At 72.3% G+C, this 14,937-nt stretch carries 14 protein-coding genes; 4 read left to right on the top strand and 10 right to left on the bottom strand.

The features are described 5' to 3' along the window. Positions 1 to 120: 120 nt before the first annotated feature. From PSH03_RS25975 to PSH03_RS25960, 4 genes are all read right to left on the bottom strand, one after another. Entirely contained in the window at positions 121 to 591 is a 471-nt protein-coding gene (locus PSH03_RS25975) for a hypothetical protein (protein WP_238690667.1), read from the bottom strand. A gap of 5 nt (positions 592 to 596) precedes the next feature. Further along, positions 597 to 1,040, bottom strand: coding sequence for a hypothetical protein (locus PSH03_RS25970; protein WP_238690666.1), 444 nt, complete (start codon positions 1,038 to 1,040; stop codon positions 597 to 599). Between the two features lie 342 nt (positions 1,041 to 1,382). Continuing rightward, a complete protein-coding gene (locus PSH03_RS25965) occupies positions 1,383 to 1,646 on the bottom strand; it encodes a DUF6244 family protein (protein WP_030489032.1) in 264 nt (87 codons plus the stop codon). Positions 1,647 to 1,810: 164 nt separating this feature from the next. After that, positions 1,811 to 2,029 carry a winged helix-turn-helix domain-containing protein gene (locus PSH03_RS25960; protein WP_196924501.1) on the bottom strand — a complete coding sequence of 73 codons (219 nt, stop codon included), beginning with the start codon at positions 2,027 to 2,029 and terminating at the stop codon, positions 1,811 to 1,813. Between the two features lie 271 nt (positions 2,030 to 2,300). Here PSH03_RS25960 and PSH03_RS25955 point away from each other — a divergent pair, with 271 nt between their 5' ends. Genes PSH03_RS25955 through PSH03_RS25945 form a run of 3 tightly spaced genes read left to right on the top strand, consistent with a single transcriptional unit; the run spans position 2,301 to position 3,654 of the window. Continuing rightward, complete coding sequence (locus tag PSH03_RS25955) at positions 2,301 to 2,519, top strand: hypothetical protein (protein WP_238690665.1); 219 nt, start codon at positions 2,301 to 2,303, stop codon at positions 2,517 to 2,519. Further along, positions 2,516 to 3,187: a hypothetical protein gene (locus tag PSH03_RS25950; RefSeq protein ID WP_238690664.1), complete on the top strand. Its 672-nt coding sequence runs from the start codon at positions 2,516 to 2,518 to the stop codon at positions 3,185 to 3,187. The genes PSH03_RS25955 and PSH03_RS25950 overlap by 4 nt, the downstream gene beginning before the upstream one ends. Next, positions 3,181 to 3,654, top strand: coding sequence for a hypothetical protein (locus PSH03_RS25945; protein ID WP_238690663.1), 474 nt, complete (start codon positions 3,181 to 3,183; stop codon positions 3,652 to 3,654). The genes PSH03_RS25950 and PSH03_RS25945 overlap by 7 nt, the downstream gene beginning before the upstream one ends. A 138-nt stretch (positions 3,655 to 3,792) precedes the next feature. Here PSH03_RS25945 and PSH03_RS25940 read toward each other — a convergent pair whose 3' ends face one another. The 4 genes from PSH03_RS25940 to PSH03_RS25925 form a co-directional block, all read right to left on the bottom strand. Further along, complete coding sequence (locus PSH03_RS25940) at positions 3,793 to 4,437, bottom strand: hypothetical protein (protein WP_238690662.1); 645 nt, start codon at positions 4,435 to 4,437, stop codon at positions 3,793 to 3,795. Positions 4,438 to 4,742: 305 nt separating this feature from the next. Further along, the gene (locus PSH03_RS25935) at positions 4,743 to 5,687 is read right to left on the bottom strand and encodes a hypothetical protein (protein WP_238690661.1); all 945 of its coding nucleotides are present in this window, start codon (positions 5,685 to 5,687) and stop codon (positions 4,743 to 4,745) included. Next, entirely contained in the window at positions 5,684 to 8,230 is a 2,547-nt protein-coding gene (locus PSH03_RS25930) for an FtsK/SpoIIIE domain-containing protein (protein WP_238690660.1), read from the bottom strand. Before PSH03_RS25930 ends, PSH03_RS25935 begins: the two co-directional genes overlap by 4 nt. A 97-nt stretch (positions 8,231 to 8,327) precedes the next feature. Continuing rightward, the gene (locus PSH03_RS25925) at positions 8,328 to 11,021 is read right to left on the bottom strand and encodes a type 1 periplasmic-binding domain-containing protein (RefSeq protein WP_238690659.1); all 2,694 of its coding nucleotides are present in this window, start codon (positions 11,019 to 11,021) and stop codon (positions 8,328 to 8,330) included. A 145-nt stretch (positions 11,022 to 11,166) separates the two neighbouring features. Between PSH03_RS25925 and PSH03_RS25920 the strand changes: the two genes are divergently transcribed. Continuing rightward, positions 11,167 to 12,699 carry a M1 family metallopeptidase gene (locus tag PSH03_RS25920; protein WP_238690658.1) on the top strand — a complete coding sequence of 511 codons (1,533 nt, stop codon included), beginning with the start codon at positions 11,167 to 11,169 and terminating at the stop codon, positions 12,697 to 12,699. Between the two features lie 156 nt (positions 12,700 to 12,855). Here the strand turns inward: PSH03_RS25920 and PSH03_RS25915 are convergent, their stop codons facing one another. Together PSH03_RS25915 and PSH03_RS25910 are read right to left on the bottom strand one after the other, a co-directional pair. After that, positions 12,856 to 13,377 carry a hypothetical protein gene (locus PSH03_RS25915; protein ID WP_238690657.1) on the bottom strand — a complete coding sequence of 174 codons (522 nt, stop codon included), beginning with the start codon at positions 13,375 to 13,377 and terminating at the stop codon, positions 12,856 to 12,858. 69 nt (positions 13,378 to 13,446) lie between these two features. After that, complete coding sequence (locus PSH03_RS25910) at positions 13,447 to 14,844, bottom strand: MFS transporter (RefSeq protein ID WP_238690656.1); 1,398 nt, start codon at positions 14,842 to 14,844, stop codon at positions 13,447 to 13,449. Positions 14,845 to 14,937 lie beyond the last annotated feature (93 nt).

The following is a 14,937-nucleotide window of genomic DNA, read 5'->3' as shown; positions in this document are numbered from 1 at the left end:
CGCTCAACTGCAGTTGAGCGGGCTGCGCGACGCCGCTATCGGGCTTCCGCGCTTGCCCTGGGCCCGCGTGAGCGGGCCCTTCGTTCTTTCGCGCTCGTCCCTGTCGAGCAGTTGCGCACCTCAGTGGGCGAGCGGATCGCAAGTCCGGCGGACTGGCGGACCTGCCGTAGCTGATGTAATTCTCTGCGTAATCGTCTGCAAGTTGTCCGCGGTGAACCGCTCCGGATCGACCAGTACGTTGACGGCCACACCAGGCGCGGCCAGCCAGAACGCCTCGGCTGCACCGAGGAGGCCGGGATCCTCGCCGTGCTGAAAGTCGGTGAGTGCCCAGTCAGCGTTATCGCGCTCGTGATACTCGGCCAGGAAGTCGCGTAGCTCGGCGAGGGTGCCCAGCCGGTCGCCCCGGAGCACGTGCACCCGCAGGTCGACTCGGTGGCCGTCCCCGACTTGGCGCTCCCAGACCCGGGTGGTGAAAGTGACGTCCTCCCACTCGGAGGCGAAGTCCGAAACCAGGTCACCGACGTCCGGCGGCAGATAGCCGATGCGGAAGCCCTCCAGCTCGCCACCGCCTCGGACGACCGGCTCAGGCACGCCTGTCACCTGGCCGCCTCCATGGCGGCCTCCATCCGGTCGAGGTAGTCCCACCACTTCTCGTCGTCTCGGCGACAGGAGGAGAGCAGGTTCGCCGCAACGACGAAGGCCAGGATAATGGCGTTTTCAGTGGGGACTGCGGTGGCGAACGGCTCACCCCTCATCAGCCTCATCAAGAAGTCCGCCACCTCGCGGCGAGTCGGTTGCGCCCAGGATTCCGCCTCGGCGACTTCCTCAGCCACGGCCGAAATCTGATCGTCGCTCGGCCGACCCTTGTGGATGTCGACCATCAGGAAACCGACAAGGGCGAGGGCAAGCTCGACGGTTGCAGCCGCCGTGTTGTCGTCGTTGAGGGTCCGCAAGCGCTCATCGAGCTTAGGGAAATCACGCTGCACGGCGGCGTGGATCATGGCTCGCATCGCGGCTTCGGTGGAGCTATTGATCTTCACTTTGATTCCTCTCTCGGCGCCTCTTCAACCATGACTTGCCGGCACTGACTGTGGCGGCCGTCGCCAAGAGCGTCCCGGCGACCGCCTTCGGCAGCACTGGCATGAACTCGGCGACTGTTGCCCAAGCGGCCCCACCAGCCGACGCCCAGAAACCGACTGCCTCCGCGCTCACCCGTTCCCGCCGCCTGGCGGGTTGTTCAATGTCTCGCGCATCAGCGTCTCGGCGGGCACGAGCACCCTCTCCTCGGTTCGGAGGGTTCTGAGGCTGCCGAGGCACCTGAGGACGAATGATCGGTTTCACCGCTGCGGGTGGTTGGTGGATTGCGCTGCCACCACCCGTGGTCAGTTTCCCAGCGCTCGGACCTTGGCGATCGTCTCCTGCACATGCTGCTTGGCCGGGTCGCCACCCTGAGACGCCTGCGCGAGCGCCTGACGGTACGAGTCGATCATGCCTACCAGCGGACCGGCGGCCACACCCTCCAGCGCGCCGGCGACGAGTGCTCGCGCCTCGGCGGCGTCCTGTGCTGCCGCTGCGGTCTTGGCCTTCGCCTCGTCCAGCTTCTGCGACGCCGCCGCCAACCTCGCGATGATCTGTGCTGCGCTCACGCGCACCTCCCCGTGATCGACCATCGCCTCCACCACCGCACCGGCGGAGACCACATGGGAGCGTACGAGATTCGCGCACCCAGCGCGACCGCATGATCGCTCTCTCGTCACGACGAAAGCAGCAGATCCCTCGAACTCAAGCCACGTTAGGGGACCGTAACTGCTCAGTGCTCAGCGACAAAGACACCCAGCCCGTGAACGCCTTCGACGAGACCTTGGGTCTGTAGGACGAGAATCGCCTGCCGCACTACGCCAGCCGAGACGTTGTGCTCAACACGAAGCTGGGAGGTGGATGGCAGCTTGTCACCTGGGGCGAGTTCACCGGACGCGATCTGCTCTCGGATATGGTCCGCGAGCTGCGCCCATTTGGGCTTGGCGGGCATGTCATCTCCCTGGTCTGCACCGCCATTTGATCACACCCAACTAGTCAGTACAAGAACGGACTAGTCTGTCGTTGACTTGTACAGACTAGTGTGACAAAGTTCGAGTCGACCGGCTCCCTGGTCTGCAACCCGGAGCTGGTTCGTTCCCACCGCGCAGGAAGCGCCCGGTCGGTCGGTCCCCCCGTTCGGCCGGGCGTGCCGGGGTGTGCCCGCACGCCGCCCCGACGCACGAGCCGTGAGCAGCTAGGAGACGACCCGACGGGAGCCCTCGATGCCCGATCGACCCGACGAATCCCCCATCGACCCACCAGCCCCAGCCGAGCAACGCCGACTCGTGTCCGATCAGGACGTCGAGGACGCCGACGACGTCCTCTTCGCCCATCCGCCCCGGGTGGTCCGTCGCTGGCTCTGCGAGTGCGGCGTCGACTACCCCTGTACCGATGTGCGCTTCGCCCTGCTGGTCAAGTCCAGTGCCGAGGCGGGCGAGTGAGCACCGATGCCGTGGATGACCTGCGTGCCGCTTGGCTGGCGACAATCTCGGCTACCGATCGGGCCGGCGCGCAGTTGCACGGGGCAGGACCGCCCGGCCGGCGGCTGCCCTGGCAGGACGCGGTCACGGAGTGCTGGCGGGCGTTGAGCCTGGTCTACGCCGGCCTGGCCGCCGATCGGGAGTCACCGGGAGGCTCGGTCGGGGACCTGCTCGCCGGTCTGCACGCTGCTCGGTTCGACGCGGACCGAGCCGCCATTCTGGCCGCTCGGGCCCGCTGGCGGTTGAGCGCGACCGAGGACCGACTGCGGCGTACCCGGGAGGCGGCCGACGTGGTCGCGGCCCGGCACCTCGCGGCGGCGGCCACCCGGTTGGACCTGGTCGTTGCCCGACTCGCGATCGGCCGCTGCCGGATCGAGCATTCGGTGGCGGCACTGATCGAAGAGCCGGCGGCACTGTCCGCACCGACCCGGCCCAGCAGCGCCGACAACCACGCCGGCCACGACAGCGAGGCGGAGCATGACAGCGACAGTGCCAGCGTCGCCCACAGCGCCGCACTGATCGCCCACGGCTGCCGGGCGGCGAGCGCGCTGGTGACCAGACGGCATCGACTGACCCGGCCACGCGCACGCAGGAGAGCACTCACAATGATCAGGGAGCGACGATGGTGACGGACCCGCAGGCGGCGCTACGCGGTCTGCTGACTGGGCGGCTGCGCAGCCACGAACGGCGGCTGGGCCGGTTCACCGAGTCGGACTGGCGGCGGTACGCGGATCTGCTCGCCGGTGCGCTGTTGGTGGCGGTACGGCGGCGGTTCGTCGCGGGGCAGGATCGGGCGCCGGTGATCCGGTTCGTGGCGTCCGCTCGGGAACGCTACGACGCGACCGGGCGCGACGTCGACCCGGTGCTAGCCGAGGCGCTGGTGTGGGCGGCGCTCGGTGAGCGTCCGCCGGTGCCCCACGACGCGGCCGCGATCGTTGCGCGGACGGTGCTGCTGCTCGGCCTGCTCGAAGACGAAGGTCTCACCGACCGCGAACTCGACGAAGTCCTGGTGGCCGCGGCACATGGCGCCGACGACACGGAGCATGGCGCGGAACCCCAGCAGGTAGGCGCCACGGTCGAATCCGACCGGCAGTGAGCGCAACAGGGCGAAAGATCGACGAGGTAGCTGAAGTCGGGGTATCCCGCTGGCCCGGATACCCCGCCTTCAGCAAACCGTGTGGATCATGCGAGGCGGACCAGGCGGACTACACGGCCGGGCGGGCCGGGCAGCGCGCTACGGCGACGGCGGGCCGTTCTGGGCCCGGGTGATGAGATCGTGCAACGGCTTGGTGCCGCTGCCGACCATCACACCGGTCACGACGGCGTCGACCCAGACTGCCACGCCGTTCCAGTCGGCTCCGGCCACCGCGTGCAGAACGTAGAACCCGCCGGCGCTGGACGCCACTGTGGCCAACCCGCTGGCGAGGCCCCACGCGACGATGGTGCGGTTCGCCTTCGCCCGCGCGACCTTGGCGGTGGCCACGGCGACCGCCTCGCGATCGGCCTCGGTGGGGCCGCCGACCCGGCTGGTCACGTCGGTCACCGTCCGGGACAACGCGGCCTCGGCGGCGCGTCCTGGCAGCCACCGTGAGAACGGTTCCAGGATCCGCTCGACCGCTGCGGCGAAGACCAGCAGGGTGAGGAAGACACCTGTGGTGTCCTCGGGCTGGATCTTCGCCGCGGAGGCGCCGCTGCGCCAGAGCAGCCAACCGCCGGCCGCGCCGACAGCAATCAGCCCGAAACCCGCGACCACCGCGCCCGGGCCGGCCTGCTGGGAGGCGGCGATGACCGACGACCCTGGCTCGGAGCGAGGCGTCGCCGTGCCGGCGGCAGCATCGGCGTTGACGGGCGAAGCGGCAAGCCCGCCCTCTGCCGGCATCGGCTCAACCTGGGTGGACGTGTATCCCTGCAATTCCCTGACCAACCTTTCGACCTGCCGCTCCCAGAGACGTCGGGGCGTGACGGTCCAGACCCTCGGCAAGCGGTTTGCGCACCGACTGCGCACGGGGCGCGAGACTACGGCACCGGGGCGAACACAGTGGACCGCAGGGACAAGCGGTCTTCGGCAAGATCGACACGGGTCTCAGGATGTCGGGGTATCCCACCGGTCCGGACACCCCGGTTTCCGAGTGGATCTGACGACCGGCTGCGCGGCGAAGCGCAGACCGGATGCCAGATCGGTCATCAGCGCAGGCCGCGGACCATCAGCAGGTACGCGCAGTAGGCCATCGGCACCACCAGGAAACAGATCAGGAACCCGAGCGGCAGGTACCTCGGCGGGGTGCCGGCGACCATGGCCGGCCGCCCCCAGCGGCCCAGCACCAGGTACCCGCCGAAGAACGCCACCGCCGGCAACCCCGCGCAGATCCACGCGCCGAGGGTGAACCCGTCCACCAGACCGACCCCGGAGGCGAGCACCAGCATCAGCACGAGCACCCCGGCCGCCGCGCCGCACCCGGCGTAGACGGCGACCGCCCGGGCCAGCGGCGACCACGTCGGCAACAGCGCCGGCCGCTGGGCCAGCAACTCCGCCTGCTGCCCGTGCCGGTCGGCCTCGTCGGCCATCCGCCGGGCCATCTCCAGCTCCACCGCCGGGTCGGCCGTGGCCACGCGCTGCGCGGGCACGCCGCCGCCCGCCGGGCTCACCGCCGTCGGCAACGCCAGCCGCGCCTCCCCCGCCGGCAGCTCGGGGTACGCCCCGACCCCCGCCCGCCCCGGCGCGCCGGCTGCGCCGGCGGATTCCCCGTCCCCGGTTCCCGGCACTGTGGGAGCGCCGGCAGCGAAGGGCGGGCCGGAGCTGGGAGCGGTGGGCGCCCCGACGCCGGACGGCGGGCCGGGCCAGGCGGCGGTCTCGCCTGGCGTCCGGGTTCCCTGTCCCGCACCTGGGCCTGGGCCCGCCCCATGGCCCGCACTAGGGGCAGGGGCAGCGGGTGGTTGGTCGACGCCGATGGCTCGGCCGAGCTGGTCGAGGCGCTGGCCCTGGGCGTTCAGCCGCTGCTGGAGGTAGTCGACGGCGGCGTGCAGGTCGCGGCGGCGCGCGGACTCGACGGCGGCGTGCTGTTCCCCGGCGCGGTGCTGGGCGGAGAGTTGTCGGGCCAGCGCCGCGTACTCCTCGAAGGACACTGTCACCGCTCCCCGTCGGGGTCGTGCCCGTCGCCGACGAACGGCACGATCAGCCGGGTGCGCTGGTCGTGCCGGTCGATCAGCAGCGCCCGGTCGGGGCGGGGCGTGTAGGCCAGGTCGTGCGCTCCGAGGTGCAGGGCCAGTTCAGCGCCGGGCACGTTGAGCGCGACCAGGCAGGCGACATCGTCGCGGTTCTGGGTGCCGCCGAGGTCGTCGGCGAGTCGGCGCAGCCCTCGCCACCAGCCGAGCAGGTGCACCCCGTGCCCGGGGCCCTGGCGCAGGACGGTACGCAGGTCGTCCAGGCCGGAACGGAAGGTGCCGGGGTCGGTGGCTCCGAGGACGGGCGCGGCGGCGTCCATGCCGAACACCACAAGGTATTCGCGGCCGGTGGGCTCGGCGGCCAGCGCGGCGATCCGGTCGCGCAGCCCTGCCGCGTCGAGCCGCTGCACCGAGTGGCCGGCGGCCCGCAGCAGTGTTTCGGTGTCGTCGGCGACCGGGTCGGCGACGTCGACAAGGCAGGCCAGTTGGAAGCGGGCGTCGCCGGGGGTGTGCTGGCGGGCCAGGCTGAGCGTAGCGGCCCGCAGCACGTCCGCGCCGGTCGGTGCGGTGCCCACCACGGCGAGGTGCCGGCCGGGGGTGGTGTCCATCAGGAACAGCGCGGTGGTGCCGTGCACGTCGACGGTTCGGCCGACCAGGGCCATCGGCCGTCGACCACCGGGGCGCAACCCGGTGAACGTGCTGTCGTCCTCGATCCGCGCGGCTTCGTACCCCTTGAAGACCGCCGGTGCCCGCGAGCCCGGCGGGCGGGCCTGCCACAGGTCGTGGCGCAACGCGGCGAGGTCCGCCGCGGCGGCGTGCGCGTCGGGGAAGCGCAGCACGGTGTCGGCGCCGACCGCGCCGGCGGCGGTGTTGACCACGGCGGAGCCGATCGGCAGGGCCGCGGCGGCGTCGTTGAGCTGGTCGAGCACCCCACTGCCGCCGGGCAGCGCCACCCGCAACGCGAACTGCCCGAAGATCGCCTCGGCCCGCCCGTAGAGGGCTTCGATGCCGGTCATGCTCTGGCTGGCGAGCACCAGGTGGATGCCGTACGAGCGGCCCTTGCGGGCCAACTCCTCCAGCAGGTCGACCGACTCGCGGGCCAGCGCGTCGTTGCCGGCGAGCAGCACGTGGAACTCGTCGATGACCGTCACGATGCGCGGCAGCGGATTGTCAGGGGGCAGGTCGGCGAGCTTGGTGACGCCGTGCCGTTTGAGTGCGGTGGCCCGGCGCTGCGCCTCCCGGCGCAGCTCGCGCAGCACGGCGAGACCGTACTCGCGGTCGGATTCGATGCCGACGGCGCGGGCGTGCGGCAGCCAGGACGGATCCCGGCCGGTGGGCACGAACTCGGTGAAGCTCACGCCCTCCTTGAAGTCGAGCAGGTAGAGCTGCAACTCGGCCGGCGAGTAGCGGGCGGCCAGCCCGTAGAGGACGTCGAGCAGGAACACGGTCTTGCCGGCGCCGGTGCGCCCGCCGACCAGCCAGTGCGGGGTGGCGTCGTCGAACGCGAGCGTCAGCGCGGTGTCGAAGGCGGCACCGCCGCCGGCCCGGCCGATCACCGTACGCAACCCGTTGCCGGCGGACTCGGCCCAGCGCCGTTCGGGCAGCAGGTCGGTGAAGGGCAACGCGTCGGCGCGGCGGGTGGCGGTGCCGAGGTGCTCGGCGAGCGCGCGAACCGAGGCCGGCGGCGGGTCGCCGTCGAGCAGGACGGGTACGGCGAGCCCGCTGCCGTCGGCGCTGAACGGGTTGCCGGGCGGGTCGCCGACGTGCGCGTACCCCTGGTTGAGCCGCACCGCTGTGGTGCCGCCCAGCGGCGGCACGGTCTCGCCGGGCAGCCGGGACGGGTGGCCGGCGAGCAGCACGCACACGGCGGCGGCCGGGCCGGCGTGGGTGAGCGCGGCGAGCCGGGCCAGCTCGCGCGGCGGCGGCGCGGCGGTGGCGACCACCACCAACAGGCGACGGGCGACGGGCTGACCGTGCTGGGCGGCACGGGCGTGCTGCTCGGCGGCGTCCAGCAGCGCGGCCACCTCGGCCTCACCGGTGGCCGGCGGGTCGAGCACTCCGGCGTCGAGCAGCGGACGCAGCGGGCCGAAGGTCGCGCCGAGCGCTGCGGTGTCGATGCCGGCGACACGGACCTGACCGGGCGGCGCGGTGGCGACCAGCCGCAGCACCAGCGCCCGCAGCAGCCCGGCGACCTGCGGGTCCCGGGCGTCGGTGTCCAGGGCCAGGTGGTGACCGCCGCCGAGCGGGACCAGCACCGGAAAACCGCCGTCCGCTGTGGACGCCTCGCCGATCCGCACCGCGGCCGGCTCGTCGGTCAGCGGGGTGACGCCCGGGGCGGGGGTGGCCAGGGCACCGCCGAGGCGGGCGAGGTGGGTCACCAGGTCGTCCGCGCCGACCGGCGCGACGGTGGTCGGTGCCGCCCCCAGTGCGCTGCGGGCGGTCTCCAGATGCGCGCGAGCCGCCCGGTGGGAGTTGACCGCCTGCCCGTACGCCGACGCGAGCCTGCCCACCCTCTGCCCCCAACGCCACGGTCGCCTGGTCCCAGGAACCCTAACGGACACCGGCGGCACCCGGACAGTCCTGCGAGGACGTGTCACGCCGGACCGGTCAGGCGGGGCCGCACGCCGCCGGGCCGGACGAGTCGGCCGCCCCGCAGCGGAACACCTCCACCGGCGCCCTCGCCACGTCGGGCACCTGCTCCACCCGCATCAGGGCCAGCCGCTTGTCGACCGGCTCCCCCGAGTCGGGCGTGAACCGGATCAGCCCGGCCACCCCCGGGTAGCCCTGCCCGGCGTTCTGCCGGAGCACCTCCGCGTGCACGCCCACCGGGTTGACCGAATCCGGCTCCCAGCGTTGCCGGGGGTCGGCGTGGTGCAGCCGGGCGGCGAGGCTCTCCACCGCCCGGACCAGCATCATCGACGCGTCGTAGGCGAGGCTGACCCGCTCCCCGACCTGCTCCTCGGAGCCGGGCCGGCAGCGCGGCGGGTCGAGCAGGTCGTCGGCCTGGATCCAGGACAGGAAGCTGGCCCGGGCGTCGTCGCGCCGGTCCTCGGCGGCCCGCAGCGCCGCGCAGGTGGCCAGGGCCGCCTTGGAGACGTACGTGACGGGCAGGTTGCCGGGCGCGGCGGCGCGCAGCCCCGGGTTGGCCATGTACCGGTTGGCCGAGTCGTCGGCGACGAGGTGTCGGGGCGGGTTGCCGCCGCACTCGCGCAACGCCCGCAGGAAACCGTCGAACTCCGACCATCGGCCCGCGTAGAAGAGCAGCCCGGCGTAGCCGCACTCGTCGGTCAGCCGCTGGCCGGTGCGCCACTCGTCGAGGCGGGTGATCCGGGGGCCGAACTGTTGCCGGAGCCCGTCGACGAGGGTGCCCACGTAGAGGTCCTCGGTGAGCGAACTGCCCTCCAGTGTGGTGTAGAAGACGTGCGCCTCGTTGACCTTCAACACCTGTTTGGCGTACGCGTCGACCAGCTTCACCTGGTCCTTGTTCGGCGCGGAGATCTGGAGGTAGAGCCGGGAGTTGGCGTCCATCTTGTCGGCGGAGAGGGTGGGCGCCAGCACCGGCAGCCCGACCTGGTTCAGCTCGCGCAGCGCCCGGGCGGTGCTGGTGCGGCTCTCCACCAGCCCGACCACCCCGAGCACCGTGGGGTCGTCCCGGGCCAGCTCGGCAAGCATCGCCACCGCCCGGTCGGCGTAGATCATCTGCCGGCCGCCGTTGGCCACCACGATCCGCAGCAACGCGGCGCCGTCGGCGCCGGCCGACTCCTTCAGCAACGCGTACTGGGCGGTGGCCATCCCTTCGAGCTCCTCGCGCTCGGAGACGTACGACTCCTCGTCCGCGCGGGTCCGGTTGCCGGTGAGGGTGCCGAGGTAGACCAGGGTGAGGAAGGGCCGTCGTCGGTCGCTACGCTGCCAGACCTCCTCGGCGGCGCGGTTCTGCGCGAAGATGCGCTCCTGAACTGTGCGCAGCCGGTCCTGGCCGGGGTCGTTGTTGAACACCTGGGCGGCGCTGTCGCTGTAGCCGACACACTCGCCGCTGCCGACCACCTCGACCGATACCTGGCCGGTGAGCGAGGGGTGACAGCCCGGCCCCCACCGGCTGGCCGCCCACAGGCCGAGCACCGCCACCAGCACCAGGCAGAGCGCCGCCGGCAGGAAGCGCCGCGACCACCACGGCGGGTCGGGCGCGGAGAAGGGCCGCAGCCCGCCACGTGACGGTGGGCCGGTGTCGGTCTCATCGGGACGCAGCGCCACCAGCCAGGTGGCCGGGCGGCGCAGCCGTCGCATCTCCGGCAGCGCCCCGGCCCACTCGTCGTACGCCTCGTCGGCCTCGGTCAACGGGTGCGGTTCGGGCAGGTCCGGTGGGGGTTGCCCACCGGACGCGACGATCAGCAGCGGGTCGTTGCGGCCGGTCTCGGTGCGGACGTCGCCGATCAGGCGGACCAGTTCCCCGCCGACGTTGCCGGGGGCGACGGAATCGATCAGCAGAGCCGGGTACGCGGTGCGCCGCCAGTCCGACGGGCGCCACGGCCGACGCCGGTACGCCTGCCGCAGGTCCTCCAGGAACGCGTGCAGCAGAAGCTTGTTGACCTGGTCGGGTTGCTCCCCGTCGCGCCAGCCCGCGGTGAGGCGCTCGGCGAAGCCGAGGAAGGTGACCGACTGCCGGGGCGCCAGGTACTGCTGGCGCATGAACCAGTTGTAGTGCCGCCCGAGCACCGGCACCCGACCGGAGACGGCAGCCCGGAAGACCACCCCCGGCACGGCGCGACGGACCAGCCAGAGCAGCACCTGCGAGACGATGCTGACCGCGTCGCCGCCGGACGGCAGCGCCTCCGGCGTACGCGGGCCCCTGCGGTCGCGCAGCCGGCGGACCAGGGCCGCGCGGCTGTCGTCGGCGTCGATGCCCAGGCTGAGGCTCTGCTGCATCAGCCAGTCGGCCAGCGGATAGTGCCGGAAGCGCAGTCGGGCGGCGCCGAATGCCTCCAGGGAGAGCTGACGGTGCAGCTCGCGCAGCAGCGCCGGCACGTCCCCGGCGCCGGGCGGCGCGTCGGCGTCCAGCACGGCGTGCGGGACCCGCCGCCGGGGGCCCTGGCCGAGGAAGCGGCGCAGCGGCATCATCAGATCCGCTGTGTCGGAGCGGACCAGCCACAGCAGCGGCAGCCGGCGGTCGCCGCGACGGGGTCGCCGCAGCAGCCGGGCGAGCAGCGCGAACAACTCCAACCCGCCGGCCGGCAGCCGTTCCCGGCCCGCTGTCGACTGCCGTTGGCCGATCAATTCCCGTCTGGGCAACTCCGAGCGTCGCACGTGTCACCTCCGATCAACACAGTGTGACCTTGCGGTGCAAGGCACGCCAGGGGGCGACGACCGACGATGGGTGTGGCGGGCCGGCGACGTTCACAGTTGTCGATTAGGTTGACCTGGCGAACACCCGATGGAGGGAGTCCACCCCGTGCGACGAGTCCTCACGGCGGCCACCACCGCCCTGACCCTCACCACCGCCGGCACCATGCTCGCCGGCACCCCCGGCCAGGCCGCCCCGACGGGCTGGGGCCGTCCGGTCGTCTCCGCGGCGCCGCAACCCGGCGCGCCCGGAGTGGGCGACAGCTACTTCCCCGACTACGGCAACGGGGGCTACGACGTCGAGCACTACGACGTCCGGCTGCGCTACGAACCGGCCAGTGACCTGCTCACCGGCACCACCACCATCCTCGCCACCGCCACTGCGGACCTTTCGACGTTCAATCTGGACTTCCTGCTCGACGTCGAGTCGGTCCGGGTCAACGGTTGGGCGGCGAGCACCAGCACCGCCGGGGTGCACGAGTTGGTGGTCACCCCGGCCCGCACGGTGACCCGGGGCCAGCAGCTCACCATCGTCGTGCGCTACTCCGGTGTCCCGTCGGAGGCCCTGGTCAACGGCTACACCGGTTGGACGCGTACCGACGACGGCGCCCTCGCCGTCAACGAGCCCGAGTCGGCGTGGTGGTGGTTCCCGAGCAACGACCACCCGCTGGACAAGGCCACCTACGACATCTCGGTGTCGGTGCCCACCGGCGTCGAGGTGATCAGCAACGGCGTGCAGCCGAGGCCGCCGCTGGCCGAGGCCGGCAACCGCACCCGGTGGATCTGGCGGACCACCTCCCCCACCGCCACCTACCTGGCCTTCATGGCCATCGGCCAGTACGACATCGTCACCGACACCACCCCGAGCGGCCAGCCGGTGATCAACGCGTACAGCACCTCGCTGGGCGCACTCGGGCCGGCCGCGCGGGCCAGCATCGAGCGGACCGCCGAGATCGTCGACTGGGAGAGCGGGATCTTCGGCCCGTACCCCTTCGAGGCGCAGGGCGGCGTGGCCGGGCCGATCGACGGCATCAGCTTCGCGCTGGAGACGCAGACCCGACCGGTGTACGGGCCGGGCTTCTGGCGACGCGGCGCCAACACCTACGTGGTGACGCACGAACTGGCCCACCAGTGGTTCGGCGACTCGGTCTCGGTGGCCGACTGGCGCAACATCTGGCTCAACGAGGGCTTCGCCTCGTACGCCGAGTGGCTCTGGTCGGAGGAGCAGGGCGAGGGCACCGCACAGGAGGTCTTCGACTTCACCTACGCCAGCTACCCGGCCGACGACGGGTTCTGGCAGGTGCTGCCCGGCGACCCGGGTGCCGCTCGGGTCTTCGACAACGCCGTCTACGACCGGGGTGCGATGACCCTGCACCAGCTGCGGCTGGCCGTCGGCGACGACGCGTTCTTCGAGATCCTGCCGACCTGGACCGCCGAGCGCCGGTACGGCAACGGCACCATCGAGCAGTTCCAGGCCCTGGCCGAGCGGATCTCCGGACTGGACCTGGACGACCTGTTCACCACCTGGCTGTTCACCGCCGGCCGGCCCGAGGTGGCCAGCGCCGCCCGCAAGGCGGCACCGCCGACCGAGCCCAAGTCCTGGGCCAAGATCCGCGAGTCGCACCACCTGATGTCGCACTGACCGCACCAACCCGGCCCCCGCCCAGGTCGATCATGGAGTTGTGGTGCCTCGCGTATCCGGCACTGGTGAGCATTCCGCCCACCACAACTCCATGATCGACGGGGCAGGGGTGCAGCAGCCCCGTCCGACGAAGGCGTGCGGCGTGCGGGTGGAGTTTTACGGGGTCAGGGCCGGCCGGGCGTTTGTCGCCTCGGCCGTGCTCGCCTCGACGGCGCGGATGTGCCGGTACGCGAACCAGAGCGGCGGGAACGCCCCGACCGCGAAGGACAGGTCGACGAGCGTCCAGAACCAGGGGATGTCCCGGATCGGACCGCAGATCAGCGCCAGCGGAACGATGCCGGCGCAGGCGATCATGCCGACCTGCACCACCCAGACGTTGCGCACCGGGTCGCGCAGTGGCCCCCAGAAGGCCACCGCCAGCACCAGGTGGGCGAAGGCCAACCAGTCGGTGCCGTAGAGCAGGAACGGGTAGTCGTCGCCGGCCGTCACGAGCCCTGTGTGCACCCGCTCGATCCAGGCGACCAGCGCGGGCAGTTGGCCGGCGAGCGGATCCAGTACGCGCAGCAACCAGCGCACCTCGATCTCCAGCGGAAAGGCGGTGACACCACTCAGGAAGAGCCCGATCAGCACGATCCACAGCCATCGGCGGGTTCGCCGTAGCCGCTCCTCAATGTCCATGATCGCAGCGTAACGATGATCTTCAGGTTGCCCAGTCCCGGAAGCGGGCCGCCGAGGGTGACCGCTGTCTCAGCGGTTCGTCACCGGCCCGGCGGTGGCCAACTCCCGGAGCCGGACCCCGCCCGACCGCACCGCACCGGCTTCGGCGGGCACGATGACGCAGACCGCGCCGGTGGGCCGGACGATGCGAGCGGCCCGGAACGCCGCTCGTCGTACCGGATGGCGGGGTCGCGGAACGACAAGCGCGAGGGTCTCCGCGCGGCCGCGCTGCCGGTCCAGGGCGACGCCCGCCGCCGTCGTGGCGATCGCCGCGGCGGCTCCGGCGAGGACCAGCGTCTGCCGGGGCCCGGCGTGTTCGGCGAGCCAGCCGAGCAGCGGGGCGCCGACCGCGGCGGAGACCGAGCCCGTGACCGCCAGGGCGGCGAGCACCCGGCCCCGCATCGCGCCGTCGGTGTCGAGCTGGGCGCGGGTGCCGACGGTGGTGTCGATGACCACCGCGGCGGCGGCGATCGGCAGGATCACCGCGGCGAAGCTCCAGGTGCCCGGTGCGAGGCCGGCGACGATCTGCAGCCCGCTGGCGAGCAGGCCCGCGACGACGAGCGTCCGGTAGCCCAGGGAACGCCGCCGGGCCGCGACGAGCGCACCCACCACCGTTCCGACAGCGAACACCGTCGACAGCAGGCCGTACCCGGAGGCGCCGGCGTCCAGCGGCCCGTCGCTCATCGCGGCCATTGTCACCTGGTAGTTGCGGCCCAGGCTGCCGAGCACGAACGACAGGGCGAGCGCGAGGAGCAGCACCGGCTGCCCACGCAGGTAGGCGAACCCGGCGCGAACACCGCCCCGTGCCCGGCCGGCGTCCGGGACCGGGAGGCCGGGCACGGCTCCCGGGCGTACGGCGAACAGCGCCACCACCACGGCGGCGAAGCTGGCCGCGTTGATGCCGAACAGCGGGGCGGGTCCGACGGCGGCCACCACCACGGCGCCGAGGCTCATGCCGAGGATGCGGCCGGCGGAGTTGGTGAGCGAGCCGAGCGCCAGCGCGTTGCCCAGCGTCTCCCGGTCGACGAGGCTGGCGGCCCAGCGCCCCATCACCGGGCCTTCGATCGCCGAGACGGCACCGGTGGCCAGCGAGATCGCGAAGATCAGCGGCAGGCCGCCGACCCCGGTCAGGGCGACCGCCGCCAGTCCGGCGGCGAGCACCGCGTGGGCGCCCTGGGCGGCGATCAGCAGCGGGCGGGCGGGCAGCCGGTCGGCCAGCACGCCACCCCAGACGCTGAGCAGCAGCGTGGGCGCCGCCTGGAGCAGCACGGCGAAGCCCATGGACGTCGCCGAGCCGGTTTCCTTCAGGACGTACCAGTTGACTCCGAGGACCTGCATCCAGGTGCCGATGACGGAGACGAAGCCGGCGAGCGCCCAGATCCGGTAGTTGCGGTGGCGCAACGCGGCGAAGGTGGCACCTCGGGCCACGACGAACCTCCAGCGATCGGCAGGATGATCATTCACACCGATCGCAGCGCGGTTCGGCAGCCGGCAAGTCTTGCCGGCTTAAACCTTTTTGCC

This window comes from Micromonospora salmantinae, from assembly GCF_022230905.1.
GTDB lineage: Bacteria > Actinomycetota > Actinomycetes > Mycobacteriales > Micromonosporaceae > Micromonospora > Micromonospora salmantinae.
The sequence above is the reverse complement of the archived record's forward strand: the minus strand, read 5'-3'. Positions and strand labels throughout refer to the sequence as shown.

Excerpts from the sequence above, each read along its gene's own strand:
- PSH03_RS25960 (WP_196924501.1), bottom strand. The coding sequence starts at position 2,029 with ATGCCCGCCAAGCCCAAATGGGCGCAGCTCGCGGACCATATCCGAGAG.
- PSH03_RS25955 (WP_238690665.1), top strand. The coding sequence starts at position 2,301 with ATGCCCGATCGACCCGACGAATCCCCCATCGACCCACCAGCCCCAGCC.
- PSH03_RS25945 (WP_238690663.1), top strand. The coding sequence starts at position 3,181 with ATGGTGACGGACCCGCAGGCGGCGCTACGCGGTCTGCTGACTGGGCGG.
- PSH03_RS25940 (WP_238690662.1), bottom strand. The coding sequence starts at position 4,437 with ATGCCGGCAGAGGGCGGGCTTGCCGCTTCGCCCGTCAACGCCGATGCT.
- PSH03_RS25915 (WP_238690657.1), bottom strand. The coding sequence starts at position 13,377 with ATGGACATTGAGGAGCGGCTACGGCGAACCCGCCGATGGCTGTGGATC.